Genomic DNA, 13,102 nt, shown 5'->3' with positions numbered 1-13,102 from the left:
GACATGACCATCGACCGCGCCCCCTCGCTGGGTTTCCTGCCCGCACAGCGCACGGCCTCCCGGAATGCCGAGATCATCCCCATGTCCCTGCGCACCGTGCACTTCGTGATGCCGGGCGGTGTCGACGACCCGGCCGCGCCGAGCGGCGGAAACGCCTACGACCGCCGCGTCAGCCTGGACCTGCCCGGCTTCGGCTGGCAGGTCGTCAAGCACGCCGTGGACGGCGAGTGGCCCCGGCCCGGAGCAGCCGCCCGCACCGAACTCGCCCGCGTGCTGCGCGAGTTCCCGGACGGCGCCGCCGTACTCCTGGACGGGATCGTGGCCTGCGGGGTCCCCGAGATCGTCGTCCCGGAGGCCGACCGGCTGAGCCTGGCCGTCCTCGTCCACCTCCCGCTCGGTGACGAGACCGGCCTCGACGCCTCCGTCGCCGCCGAACTGGACGCCAAGGAGCGCACGGTCCTGCGCGCGGTGCCCGCCGTCATCGGCACCAGCGAGTGGGCGGTCCGCCGCCTCGTCTCGCACCACGGCCTGGCCCCCGACCGCGTCCATGTCGCCACCCCCGGCGCCGACATCGCGCCCCTCGCCTCCGGCACCGACGGCGTTTCCCGCCTGCTGTGCGTCGCCGCCGTCACCCCGCGCAAGGGACAGCACCGGCTGGTCGAGTCGCTGGCCGCCGCGGCCGACCTGCCGTGGACCTGCGTCTGCGTCGGCGGCCTCGGCCACGACCCGGAGTACGTCGACCACCTGCGCGGCCTCATCAAGCGGTACGGCCTCCAGGACCGCCTGCACCTCGCCGGCCCGCAGGCCGGCGCCGAACTCGACGCGAGCTACGCCTCCGCCGACCTCATGGTCCTCATGTCGTACGCCGAGACCTACGGCATGGCCGTCACCGAGGCCCTCGCCCGCGGCATCCCCGTGCTGGCCACCGATGTCGGCGGGCTGCCCGAGGCCGTCGGCCGCGCCCCCGACGGAGGCGTGCCCGGCATCCTCGTCCCGCCGGAGGACCCGGCGGCCCTCGCCGCCGAACTGCGCGGCTGGTTCGGCGAGGCCGACGTACGGCGGCGGCTCAAGGCGGCGGCCCGGGGCCGGCGCGCGGCCCTCGACGGATGGGCCACCACGGCCCGCAGCCTGGCCGGCGTCCTCACCCGCCTGCCCAGCGAACCCCGGAGGGCGGCATGACGAACACGCAGTCCGCGGGGGCCACGGCACAGGCCGGACGGATCCCGGCGCAGCCGGGCCCCAGGGGCGTGCCGCTGGGCATGCTGGTCGCCCCGGCGCAGGCCGACGCGAAGGACCTGACGGCTGGAGGACAGCCGGGGCCGGAGGACACCATGGGCGGAACGGTCCGAAAGGACGCCGTCGAGCAGGCGGAGCCGGGTTCCGTGATCCCCGGCGCCGGACCCGCGAACCGGCCCGGCGAGCGGGCCACCGTACGGCTGCGGGACGTCGGCCCCGACGATCCGCCGCGCTACGCGCCCGAGTGGCTGGAGCTGCGGGAGGGCGCCGACGCCGTCGCGCGGGCGGGCGACCTGCTCGACCCGCTGCGCATCCGGCTCGCCAACCTCCCCGGGCGCTCCGGGGTCGTCATCCACGACCTGGGCTGCGGCACCGGCTCGATGGGACGCTGGCTCGCGCCCCGCCTGGACGGCCCCCAGCACTGGATCCTGCACGACCGCGACCCCTACCTCCTCCACTTCGCCGCCGTCGCCTCCCCGCGCGCCGCCGCCGACGGCAGCCGCGTCACGGTCGAGACCCGGCGCGGCGACGTGGCCCGGCTGACCCCGGACGCACTGGTCGGCGCCTCCCTGGTGACGGCCTCCGCGCTCCTGGACGTCCTCACCCGCGAGGAGGTCGAGGCCCTCGTCACCGCCTGCGTCGGCGCCGGCTGCCCGGCGCTGCTCACGCTGTCGGTGGCGGGCCGGGTCGAACTCACCCCGGCCGACCCGATGGACGAGGAGATCGCCGACGCGTTCAACGCCCACCAGCGGCGCGACGGACTCCTCGGCCCCGACGCCGTCACCGTCACCTGCGAGGCCTTCGCCGCGCACGGCGCCACGGTCCGCGTCCACCCGAGCGCCTGGCGGCTCGGCGCCGACGAGGCCGCGCTGACCGCCGAGTGGCTGCGCGGCTGGGTCGGTGCCGCCGTCGAGGAACGCCCCGAGCTGAAGGAGCGCGCCGACCGCTACCTCCGCGACCGCCTGGAGGCCTGCGCGGCAGGGGAGCTGAGCGTGCTCGTCCACCACAGCGATCTGCTGGCACTGGCCCGGCCGACGGGGGGCACACGATGAGCGTGGAGACGATGAGGACGGTCGCGCCGAGGCCCGGCACCCGCACCCGCAGGGTGCGCGCGGGCCGCTCCGCGCCGGTCGCGCCCGGCCTGCGCGCCGGGACCGCCGTGGAGGAGGTGCGATTGCGTCCCGGGCACGCCCCGGCGCTGCACAGTTCGGCCGTCTCCGGCGACCGTATCGGCGTGATCGTCGCCGCTCCGCGCTCCGGCGGCGACCGCGCCTCCGGTGCCCGGCGCGTGCTGCGCGCGATCCTGACCCGGGTGAACTCCCGCGCCGTACGCACCCACTTCGGCACCGTCGCCGGCACCGCCATCCTCGGCGTCCTCCTCTGGCGCCTCGGCACGGGCGTCTTCCTGGACGGCCTGCGCCGCATCGACGCGCCGACCCTGCTGATCGGGCTCGCCATCGGCGTGGTCACCACGGTGTTCAGCGCCTGGCGCTGGGCCCTGGTCGCGCGGGGCCTGCGCATCACGCTGCCGCTCGGTCCGGCCGTCGCCGACTACTACCGCGCCCTGTTCCTCAACGCGGCCCTGCCCGGCGGCATCCTCGGTGACGTGCATCGCGCGGTGCGCCACGGGCAGAGCGCGGGCGACATGGGCCGCGCCGTCCGCGCCGTCGTCCTGGAACGCGTCGCCGGACAGCTCGCGCTGGCCGTCGTCGGGGTGACGATCCTGCTCGGTCTGGACTCCCCGGTGATGTCCGAGGTCCGTAGCATCGCCCCGCTCGTCGTGCTCGCCGCCCTCGGAGCGCTGGCCGTGGTGGCCGCCGTCCGTATGAACCGCCCGGCAGCCGCCGCCCGCCGGGGCCGTGCCCTGCGCGCCACCCTCGACGAGGCCCGCGCCGGACTGTTCTCCCGCGCCAACTGGCCCGGCGTCACGGTCTCCTCGCTCGTCATCCTCGCCGGCCACCTCGCGATGTTCGTGGTCGCCGCCCGCGCCGCCGGATCCGCCGCCACCGTGGCCCAACTGCTGCCCATCGCGGTCCTCGCGCTGGTCGCCATGGGCCTGCCGCTGAACGTCGGCGGCTGGGGACCCCGCGAGGGCGTCACCGCCTGGGCGTTCGGCGCCGCGGGCCTCGGCGCGAGCAGCGGCCTGTCCGTCTCGGTGATCTACGGCGTGCTCAGTTTCGTCGCCGCGCTGCCCGGCCTGGCCGTGCTGATCGTCCGCTGGGGCGCGGGACTGCGCGCCGCCGGGTCCGGCACCGGCGTACCGGACCCGGCGTCCGCTCAGGCCTCTGCGGTCAGCACCGAGAAATACGCGCCGAAGGAATCGGCGAGGCTCGCCAGCAGTGCCTTCCCCTTTTCCGCCGAGCCGAGGGACGGGCGCCCGATGACGCCCGACTCGGTATAGCCGGACATACCGAGCGTCAGGAGATGGCGACGGTCGTCGGCGACGAAATCGGAGGTCTCATATCCGGGACGGATCAATTCGGGATGAGCGTGCAGGAGAATGGAGGTCTCGATTTCCCCCGCGTGCATATCGGTGAGCAGCGAGGTCAGCACCCCGGCCCGCTCCAGCGCCGTCTCCCAGTCCTCGGCGGCCGGGAACAGCGCCATCCGCTCGCCGCGCGCCGAGGACTCCTGAACGACGTTGCCCAGTACGTAGTTTCCGCCGTGACCGTTGACCACCACGAGGGTCTCGACCCCCGACCGGCGGAGAGAGTCCGCGATGTCCCGCACCACCGCATGAAGGGTCACGGAAGAGATGCTGACGGTCCCCGGCCAGGCCGCGTGCTCGTGCGAGCAGGCCATCGTCACCGGAGGGAGGAGATGCACCGGGTATGCCGCGGCGATCTCCCGGGCCACGGCACAGGCGACCAACGTGTCGGTCGCCAGCGGGAGATACGGGCCGTGCTGCTCGAAACTGCCGACCGGAAGGACGGCCACCTGTGCCGTGACCTCAGCCCCCCTGGCCCGCACGTCCTCCGTGGTGTCCGCCGGCACCAGTCCGTATGCCGCCGTCCGTGAGCCCGAACCATTCATTGTTTCACGGCCTTTCGTCTCTGCTTAGGAACCAGATCATGACAGAAAACATTGGCGTACTCGGCAAGAAGAAGTCTCCACAGCCCACCGGCGTGGAACGCGTCGTGAATGCTCCCTTGCCCACCGTGTACGGCAAATTCCAGGCGATCGGTTACCTGGACCACGACCGCGGTGACGAGCAAGTGGCCCTGGTCTACGGCGAGATCGGCACGGACGAGGTGCTCACCCGGCTGCACTCCGAGTGCCTGACGGGCGATGCCTTCGGCTCCCAGCACTGCGAGTGCGGCGACCAGCTGGACGCCGCGCTGCGTGCCGTGGTCACCGAAGGCCGGGGCATAGTCGTCTACTTGAGAGGCCACGAGGGCCGGGGCATAGGCCTGCTCGCCAAGCTGCGCGCGATGGCCCTCCAGGCGGAGGGCCTCGACACCGTGGAGGCGAACCTCGCCCTCGGCCTGCCCGTCGACGCCCGCGACTACGGCGTGGCCGCCGGGATCCTGCACGACCTGGGCGTTTCGAGCGTCCGGCTGATGTCCAACAACCCTCGCAAACGCGAGTCGTTGATCGAGCACGGCATCCAAGTCGTCGAAGAGGTGCCGCTGTTGATCGAGCCCTGCGAGAACAACATCACCTACCTCCGCACCAAACGGGAGCGGCTCGACCACCGGCTGCCCCATCTGGACGCGGTGGCGCACTGGTCCTGATTCCGGTGAGCGGAGTCCGGATAGGAAGAGGGAATGACCGACGACGTCCTCTTCCTCTCCGGCGACCGGGTCACGGACCTGCTCGACGCCGACGCGGCCATCGCCTCGCAGCGCGCGGCCTTCACCGCGCTCGGTGACGGCACCGCCGATCTGCCCGGCAAGATCATGCACCCGAGCCGCTTCGACGACAGCGTTGTCTTCGCCTACGTCTCCCGGCTGTCGGCGGACACCGGGGCGGTGGCGAAGTTCGGCAGCGTCAACCCGGCCAACGCGCGGACCCGACTGCCCACGATCCACGCGGTGATCAACGCCCTGGACCCGGTCACCGGGCAGTTGACCGCGGTCATGGACGGCACCGCGGTGACGACCCTGCGCACCGCCGCGGGCAGCGCCGTCGCCGTCGACGCCCTGGCCGCCCCCGACGCAGGCCGCCTCGCCGTCCTCGGCTCCGGCACCCAGGCCCTCGCCCACGTCCGCGCGATCTCCCGGGTCCGGGACCTGGCCTCCGTCCACCTGTGGAGCCCGAACCCCGGGCGGCGCACCCGTGCCGCCGAGACGCTGGCCGCCGAACTGCCCTGCCCCGTCGAGCCGTCGGCCACCGCCCGGGAGGCCGTCACGGGTGCCTCCGTCGTGGCGGCCTGCACGCTCAGCACCACCCCCGTGGTGCACGGCGAGTGGCTCGCCCCCGGCTGCACGGTCGTCAGCGTCGGCTCCTTCGAACCCACCCGCAGCGAGGTCGACCCGGACGTCCTGCGGCGCTCCGCGGCCATCGTGGTCGACGACCCCGAGACCGCCGCCGAGCACGCGGGACCGATCGTCGGCGCCCTGCGCGAGGGCCTGGTGGCCCCCGGCGACCTGATCCCGCTCGGCGCCGTCCTCACCGGCCGCCGCGCGGCCCGTACCCGACCCGACGACATCGTCTACTACAACAGCGTCGGCCTCGGCATCCAGGACGCGGCCGCGGCCTGGGCCGTCATCGACGCGGCCAAGAAGGAGCGCCCGTGAACCGTCAGGCAGAGGTCGTCGTCATCGGCGGCGGGGTCATCGGCACCAGCATCGCCTACCACCTGGCCCGCGCCGGCGTCCGGGACGTCGTCCTCGTCGAACGGGACGAACTCGCCGCGGGATCCACCTCCAAGGCGGCCGGCGGAGTCCGGGCCCAGTTCTCCGACGTCCTCAACGTGCAGCTCGGCGCCCGCAGCCTGGAGGCCTTCGCCCGGTTCGAGGAGGACACCGGGCACGACATCGGGTTGCACCGCGTCGGCTACCTGTTCCTGCTCTCCACCGCCGAGGACGTCGCGTCCTTCGAGACGGGCGTCCGGCTGCAGAACTCCCTCGGCGTGCCCAGCCGCATGATCGACCCCGCCGAGGCCCGCCGCCTCTCCCCGCTGATCAGCACCGAAGGCCTCCTCGCCGCCGCCTACTCACCCGACGACGGCCACTGCACCCCCGAGGCCGTCGTCCACGGCTACGCCTCCGCGGCCCGCGCCCACGGCGCGACGATCCTGCGCCACACCGACGTCACCGGCATCGAGACCCGCGGCGACCGCGTCACCGCCGTGGTCACGACCCTCGGCCGCATCGACACCCGCACGGTGGTCTGCGCGGCCGGCGCCTGGTCCAGGGCGATCGGCGCCATGGCGGGCGTGGACCTCCCCGTGCAGCCGCTGCGCCGCCAGATCGCGGTCACCGAACCGGTGACGGGACTGCCGCCGAACCTCCCCATGACGATCGACTTCACCACCAGCCTCTACTTCCACGCCGAGGGCCCCGGCCTCCTCGTCGGCATGTCCGACCCCGACGAGCGACCCGGCTACGCCACCGACACCCACGACCGCTGGATCCCCCGCCTCGCCGACGCCATGCACCGCCGCGCCCCCGACCTCCTGTCCCTGCGCCGCACCGGCGGCTGGGCGGGCCTGTACGAGAACACGCCGGACCACAACGCCCTGATCGGCGAGGCGACTTCGGTCTCCCGCTTCCTCTACGCCACCGGCTTCTCCGGCCACGGTTTCCTCCAGGGACCGGCCGTCGGCGAGGTCGTCCGCGACCTGTACCTCGGCCACGTACCCTTCGTGGACGTCAGCCCCCTGAGCGCCGGCCGGTTCGCGGCCGACGCCCCGCGTCCGGAGGTCAACCTGGTATGACCGAGCTCCAGCTGTGGCTCCGCCACGAGGTCCGCACGACCGAACGCCGTACCCCGGTGGTCCCCTCCGACGCCCGACGCCTCGTCGAGCACGGGGTGACCCTCACGGTCGAGGAGTCCCCGCAACGGATCTTCCCGATCGAGGACTACGAGGCGATCGGCGCCCGCGTGGCCCCCGCGGGCTCGTGGACGTCGGCGCCGCGGGACGCGGTGATCCTCGGCCTCAAGGAACTCCCGGACGATCCCGCCGAGTTGACCCACCGCCACATCTACTTCGGGCACGCCTACAAGGGCCAGCCCGGTGCGAGCGACCTGCTGAGCCGGTTCGCGGCCGGGGGCGGGGCACTGCTCGACCTCGAATACCTGGTGGACGACGACGGCCGCCGCCTCGCCGCGTTCGGCTTCTGGGCGGGCTACCTGGGCGCGGCCCTCGCCGTCCTCCAGCAGCGGGGCCGACTGGTCGCGCCGTTGACACCCACGTCGAAGGAGGAGCTGGACCGGACGCTCCGACCCGCCGCCGGTGACGCGGAGTTCGGCGCCGTGGTGATCGGCGCGCTGGGCCGCAGCGGACGCGGAGCACGCGGCGCGTTCGCCACGGCGGGGATCGACCCGACCTGCTGGGACGTCGCCGAGACCCAGGACCTCGACCGCGCGGCCCTGTTGGCCCATGACGTCCTGGTCAACTGCGTCCTGGCCACGACCCCCGTCCCGCCCTTCCTCCGCGCACCGGACCTCGACGACCCGGCCCGCCGCCTCCGCACCGTCTCCGACGTCACCTGCGACGTCGGCTCACCCCTCAACGTCCTGCCGGTCTACGACCGCACCACCGAATGGGACGCCCCGGTACGGCGGTTGCACACGAGCCCGCCGCTCGACCTGATCGCCATCGACAACCTGCCGTCCCTTCTCCCGAGGGAGGCCAGCACCGACTTCTCGGCCGCGCTGCTGCCCCACCTCCTGGACTTCGGGACCGGCGCGGCGTGGCGACGCGACCTCGACCTGTTCCGCACGACGTCCCGTGACCTCGGACTCGCCGTCGACGAAGGGGAGTTGGGACATGTCTGACGTGGTGCGCGCGAGCGGCACCGTCCACTGGATCGGCGCCGGACTGTCCACGGGCAGCGGACTCGGCCTGCTGTGCGACACCGCCGAGCGGGTGCGGCTGTGGCACCGCACCGAGGAGCGCGCGGCGCGGGCCGTCGAGCACCTGGGCCTGGCCGGGCGTGCCGAGCCGCGGGCGTTCGGACTCGACGCGCTCAGGGCCGAGTTGGCGCCGGGCGACGTCGTCGTCTCCATGCTGCCCGCACCCGAACACGCGGCGCTGCTGGCGGTCTGCGTGCGGCGGCGGGCCCACTTCGCCTGCTCCAGCTATGTGTCGGACGCCGTCCTGGAACAGGTGCCGGCGGCCGAGCGGGCCGGGATCGTCGTCCTCACCGAGGCCGGTCTCGACCCCGGCATCGACCACCTCTTCGCCCACAGCCTCGTCGCCCGCGCCCGGGAGGCGATCGGCGACGCGGCCTCGTACAGTCTCACCTCGTACTGCGGCGGGGTGCCCGCGGTGCCCAATGACTTCCGGTACCGGTTCAGTTGGGCCCCGGCCGGGGTGCTGGGCGCGCTGCGCTCACCGGCGCGGTACCTGGAGGACGGCGAGGAGACCACGGCCGAGCGCCCCTGGGAGGCGACCCGGCCGCATGTCGTCGACGGCGAGACCTTCGAGGTCTATCCGAACCGGGACAGCGTGCCGTTCATCGAGCAGTACGGCCTGCCCGCGGGCTGGCGTCCCCGGACCTTCGTGCGCGGCACCCTGCGACTGGACGGCTGGCTGCGGGCCTGGGACGCGGTGTTCGAGGAGCTGAAGGCGGGCGACGACGCCCGGATCGCCGGGCTGGCACGGGAGTTGGCGACCGCCTACCCCACCACCGACGCCGACCGCGACCGGGTCGTCCTCGCGGTGTCCCTGGACGTCAGGGGCGACACGGGCGAGACCTGGTCCGGCGGTTACCTGCTCGACCTGGTCGGCGACGAGGAGGAGAGCGCGATGGCCCGCTGCGTCTCCCGTCCCCTCTCCCTCGCCGTCCGCCACATCCTGTCCGACGACCTGCCGTCCGGGCTGAACCGGGCTGCGGAGACGGCGGAACGGTCACGGGAGTGGCTGGGCGAACTGGCGGGGGAGGGGCTGGAGTTCACGCTGACGGTCAGTCCGTGACCGCCTCGTGCATCAGCTGCTTCAGCTCGGGGATGATCTTCAGGGAGTGCTTCGGCCGCAGCTGGGTCATGAACTGCACGGTGAGGTCACGGCGCGGGTCCACCCAGAACGTCGTGGTCGCCGCGCCGCTCCACCCGAACGCGCCCCGTCCCATGGGGGTCTGGGTGCGCTCGGGGTCGATCACGACGGAGACGCTGAGGCCGAAGCCCATGCCGTCGTTGCCCGGCTCCTGGTGCGTCGGGCTGCCGAAGGCGCGCATGTCGGCGCCGCCGGGAAGGTGGTTGCTGGCCATGAGGTCGACCGTCTCGGGCGACAGCAGCCGTGTGCCGTCGAGTTCGCCCCGGCGGCGCAGGAACTCCGTGAACCGGTGCACGTCGTACGGGCTCGCCGCCATCCCGCCGCTTCCCGACAGGAACCGCGGCAGACCGCCCCGCAGCGGCAGCCCGGCGATCGGCTCGATCCCGCCGCCGTCGGCGTCGCCGTACAACTCCGAGAGCCGGTCGGCCTTTTCGTCCGGGACCTGGAAACCGGCGTCCGGCATCCCGAGCGGTCGGAAGATCCGCTCGGCGAAGAACTCGTCGAGCCGCTGCCCGGAGACCACCTCGATGACCCGGCCGAGCACGTTCGAGGAGACGGAGTAGTTCCACTGCGTGCCCGGCTCGAACTGCAGCGGCAGGCTCGCGTAGATGTCGGTCGCCTCGGCGAGGTTGGCGCCGGGCGGCACGGACGACTCCAGGTGCGCGTCCCGGTACAGGGCGTCGACCGGGTGCGCGTGGTAGAACGCGAAGGTCATGCCCGAGGTGTGGGTCATCAGATGCCGCACCAGCATCGGCTGCTCGACCGGCCGCGTCCTGAGATCGGCGCCGGAGCCGCTGTCGTAGACCCGCATGTCCGCGAAGGCCGGCAGATGGCGGCCGACCGGGTCGTCCAGGGAGAGCTTGCCCTCCTCCACGAGGATCAGCGCGGCGACCGCGGTGACCGGCTTGGTCATGGAGTAGATCCGGTACAACGTGTCGGACGTGACCGGGAGTCGGGCCGCGACATCGCGGTGCCCGTGCGCGGTGAGGTGGGCGACGCGACCGCCGCGGGCCACGGACACCAGGAAGCCGGGCAGGCGCTCCACGTCGACGTAGTGGGCGAAGTGCTGGTCCAGGCGGTCCAGCGCCTTCGGGTCCAGTCCGACCTCGCCCGGGTCGACTTCTTGTCGCAGTTGTGCCATGGCTCTCCTCCGAATTGCGTTCACGAGGTGGGGTCCCGCATACCCGGCCCCGGACACCTCGGAACTCATCGTCGCGCAGGAACACCTGTGCGGTCTGCCGTAACGGGGGGATGTGTGAGCGACGCGACTGTCCGCCCGGGCAGCACGAGACAGGTGAGGGCGCCGGTCAGGGCCAGCGCGGCGAGCGTTCCGAGCGCCGGTTCCCGGCCGCCGGCGGCCATCAGCGCGCTGCCCGCGGCGACCCCGAGCGCCGGCCCCACGTTCACCGCGGTCTGCTTGAGCCCGCCCGCCACCCCGGCCGACGCCACGTCCGCCTCCCGCACGACCACATGGGTCCCGGCCACCATGACCGTCCCGAACCCGGCCCCGAGCAGGGCGAAACCCGCGCACACCGCGACGGTGCCGGACGCCGCGGACAGCGCGAGCACGGCCAGGGCCACGACCACCATCGCCACGCCGGCCGTACGGCGGGCCCCGAACCGCCGCAGCAGCACGGCGGTAGCCGGTGCCGCGAGCACCATGGCGGCGGCCAACGGCAGCCCCCGCAGGGCGCTGTGGAACGGTCCGAGGCCCAGGGTGTCCTGGAGGAAATAGGTGACGACGAACAGCGTCCCGGAGAACGCGGCGGAGGCCGCCAGCAGCATCCCGAGCGCCCCGCGGATCGCCGCCGAGCCGACGACGTCCGGCGGCAGGAGGGGATGCGCGGTACGGCGTTCGTGCCGGACGAAGGCGAGGGCCGCGAGCGCGGACACCGCTAGCCCGGCGGCCGAACCGGGGAGATCCACCAGGGCCTGGACGAGCGAGGCGAGGGAGAGCGCGAGCAGCAGGGCACCCGGCAGGTCGAAGGGGACCGCCGCTGCCCGGTCCCGGTGCGGTTCCCCTGCGGTGAGGGCGAGCACGCCGAACAGCAGCGAGGGTCCGACGTGGAGGAAGAACACGGCCCGCCAGCCCACCGCCGCGGCCAGCGCGCCGCCCACCAGCGGCCCGGCGGCGGCCGCCACTCCGATCACGCTCGTCCGTACGGCGATCGGCATGCCGAGCCGGTCGGGCGGGAACGCGGCGCGCAGCATGCCGAGCGTGGCCGGTTGCAGCAGGGCCCCGAACACCCCCTGCACGACCCGGAGCCCGATCACCCATCCCACGCCGGGCGCGAGTCCGATCCCGGCCGAGGCGACGCCGAAACCGAGCATCCCGTACCCGAACACCCGCTGATGCCCGTACCGGTCCCCGGTCCGCCCGGCCGACACCAGCAGGCTCGCCACGGCGACGAGATAGGCGGTGCCGGTCCACTGGACCTGCGCGAGCGAGGCCCCCAACTCCCGCTGCAGAGTGGGCTGTACGACGGTGAGCACGGTCCCGTCCAGCGCGACGATCGCCGCCCCCGCCGCACTGCTCGCCAGCACGATCCGCCGGTGCGCCGTCATACGGCTGCCTCCGGGCCGAGGTGGGCGTCGAGAGCCGAGTGCAGCAGCAGGGTGAAGTCGTCGGCTCCGGTGGCGAGTTGGAGGCTTCCCCAGCGCCAGAGCTGGGCGATGCCGTGCAGGTTCGCCCACAGCGCGCCCGCGACCAGGCGGGCGTCGACGCCGGGACGGGCCCGACCGACCAGCTCCACCAGGACCCCGAACAGCGGCAGGCTGGTGTCCCGCAGCCCCAAGTGCCCGCTCTCCAGCAGGTCGTGACGGAACATCAGTTCGTACATGCCGGGATTGTCGTGCGCGAACTCCAGGTAGACGCGGCCCAGAGCCGTCAGCCGCGCGCGGGGCAGCGCCCCGGTGTCCGCCAGGGTCTCCGCCGCCCGCTCGCCCAGCTGGGCGAAACCGCGCCGGGCGATGGCGGACAGCAGCTCCAGATGGGTGGGGAAGTGGCGGCGGGGCGCCCCGTGCGAGACCCCGGCCCGCCGGGCGATCTCACGCAGGGTGAGGGCCTGCGCGCCTTCCCTCGTGACCAGGTCGACGCCGACGTCGACGAGGTGCTCGCGGAGTCCCGCTGCTTCCGATGCTTCCGAGTCAGGCATGGACACTGTCTACCAGCCTGCGGTAGACAGTGTCTACGGCCTGCCCGCCGGGGAATGGCGGATGCGTCGGGCCCGTTGAACCGATATGACCGAGAACACGGCACAAGACGACGCGGCACTCCTCCGGCTGCTCTCCGAAGGCCATGGCGGGGTGCTGGTGACCCTCAAGAGAGACGGCCGCCCCCAGCTGTCCAACGTCAGCCACGCCTACTACCCGGACGAGCGGATCATCCGGGTCTCCCTCACCGACGACCGCGCCAAGACCCGCAACCTGCGCCGCGACCCTCGCGCCTCCTACCACGTGACCAGCGCCGACCGCTGGGCCTACACGGTCGCCGAGGGCACCGCCGACCTCACCCCGGTCGCCGCCGACCCGAACGACGACACGGTCGAGGAACTCGTCCGCGTCTACCGCGACGTCCTCGGCGAGCATCCCGACTGGGACGACTACCGCGCGGCGATGGTGCGGGACCGGCGGCTGGTGCTCCGGTTGCGGGTGGACCGGGCCTACGGGATTCCGGTGGCGGACCGGCCGAGCTGACCCGCG

12 protein-coding genes and 1 pseudogene are annotated in these 13,102 nt (G+C 73.5%); 9 read left to right on the top strand and 4 right to left on the bottom strand.

The features are described 5' to 3' along the window. Positions 1-3: 3 nt before the first annotated feature. From ACIPTO_RS01795 to ACIPTO_RS01785, 3 genes and pseudogenes are all read left to right on the top strand, one after another. Positions 4-1,179: a glycosyltransferase family 4 protein gene (locus tag ACIPTO_RS01795; protein WP_401189668.1), complete on the top strand. Its 1,176-nt coding sequence runs from the start codon at positions 4-6 to the stop codon at positions 1,177-1,179. An 80-nt stretch (positions 1,180-1,259) separates the two neighbouring features. Next, the gene (locus tag ACIPTO_RS01790; protein WP_401189667.1) at positions 1,260-2,288 is read left to right on the top strand and encodes a trans-aconitate methyltransferase; all 1,029 of its coding nucleotides are present in this window, start codon (positions 1,260-1,262) and stop codon (positions 2,286-2,288) included. Continuing rightward, positions 2,285-3,373: pseudogene (locus ACIPTO_RS01785) on the top strand (YbhN family protein); the annotation flags it as partial. The gene ACIPTO_RS01790 and the pseudogene ACIPTO_RS01785, both read left to right, overlap by 4 nt. Before the next feature lie 140 nt (positions 3,374-3,513). Here the strand turns inward: ACIPTO_RS01785 and ACIPTO_RS01780 are convergent. Next, the gene (locus tag ACIPTO_RS01780) at positions 3,514-4,269 is read right to left on the bottom strand and encodes a creatininase family protein (RefSeq protein WP_401188550.1); all 756 of its coding nucleotides are present in this window, start codon (positions 4,267-4,269) and stop codon (positions 3,514-3,516) included. Between the two features lie 38 nt (positions 4,270-4,307). On the opposite strand from ACIPTO_RS01780, the gene ribA reads away from it, so the two are divergent. The 5 genes from ribA to ACIPTO_RS01755 are packed head-to-tail and all read left to right on the top strand — an operon-like array spanning position 4,308 to position 9,322. Next, positions 4,308-4,970, top strand: a complete 663-nt coding sequence (ribA, locus tag ACIPTO_RS01775) for a GTP cyclohydrolase II (RefSeq protein WP_366311376.1) — start codon at positions 4,308-4,310, stop codon at positions 4,968-4,970. Between the two features lie 33 nt (positions 4,971-5,003). Continuing rightward, entirely contained in the window at positions 5,004-5,975 is a 972-nt protein-coding gene (locus tag ACIPTO_RS01770) for an ornithine cyclodeaminase family protein (RefSeq protein ID WP_401188548.1), read from the top strand. Continuing rightward, positions 5,972-7,117: an FAD-binding oxidoreductase gene (locus ACIPTO_RS01765; RefSeq protein WP_366311373.1), complete on the top strand. Its 1,146-nt coding sequence runs from the start codon at positions 5,972-5,974 to the stop codon at positions 7,115-7,117. The genes ACIPTO_RS01770 and ACIPTO_RS01765 overlap by 4 nt, the downstream gene beginning before the upstream one ends. Then, entirely contained in the window at positions 7,114-8,181 is a 1,068-nt protein-coding gene (locus tag ACIPTO_RS01760) for a saccharopine dehydrogenase (protein ID WP_401188544.1), read from the top strand. The genes ACIPTO_RS01765 and ACIPTO_RS01760 overlap by 4 nt, the downstream gene beginning before the upstream one ends. Continuing rightward, positions 8,174-9,322, top strand: a complete 1,149-nt coding sequence (locus tag ACIPTO_RS01755) for a saccharopine dehydrogenase family protein (RefSeq protein WP_401188542.1) — start codon at positions 8,174-8,176, stop codon at positions 9,320-9,322. The genes ACIPTO_RS01760 and ACIPTO_RS01755 overlap by 8 nt, the downstream gene beginning before the upstream one ends. Here the strand turns inward: ACIPTO_RS01755 and ACIPTO_RS01750 are convergent. From ACIPTO_RS01750 to ACIPTO_RS01740, 3 genes are all read right to left on the bottom strand, one after another. Next, entirely contained in the window at positions 9,312-10,541 is a 1,230-nt protein-coding gene (locus ACIPTO_RS01750) for a serine hydrolase domain-containing protein (RefSeq protein WP_366311367.1), read from the bottom strand. The two genes, ACIPTO_RS01755 and ACIPTO_RS01750, sit on opposite strands and share 11 nt — an antisense overlap. Before the next feature lie 65 nt (positions 10,542-10,606). After that, entirely contained in the window at positions 10,607-11,965 is a 1,359-nt protein-coding gene (locus ACIPTO_RS01745; RefSeq protein ID WP_401188538.1) for an MFS transporter, read from the bottom strand. Next, positions 11,962-12,555, bottom strand: a complete 594-nt coding sequence (locus tag ACIPTO_RS01740; protein WP_401188535.1) for a TetR/AcrR family transcriptional regulator — start codon at positions 12,553-12,555, stop codon at positions 11,962-11,964. The genes ACIPTO_RS01745 and ACIPTO_RS01740 overlap by 4 nt, the downstream gene beginning before the upstream one ends. Before the next feature lie 85 nt (positions 12,556-12,640). Between ACIPTO_RS01740 and ACIPTO_RS01735 the strand changes: the two genes are divergently transcribed. Further along, positions 12,641-13,096, top strand: coding sequence for a PPOX class F420-dependent oxidoreductase (locus ACIPTO_RS01735; RefSeq protein ID WP_366311361.1), 456 nt, complete (start codon positions 12,641-12,643; stop codon positions 13,094-13,096). Positions 13,097-13,102 lie beyond the last annotated feature (6 nt).

This window comes from Streptomyces sp. NPDC090083 (assembly GCF_044747445.1).
GTDB lineage: Bacteria > Actinomycetota > Actinomycetes > Streptomycetales > Streptomycetaceae > Streptomyces.
The sequence above is the reverse complement of the archived record's forward strand: the minus strand, read 5'-3'. Positions and strand labels throughout refer to the sequence as shown.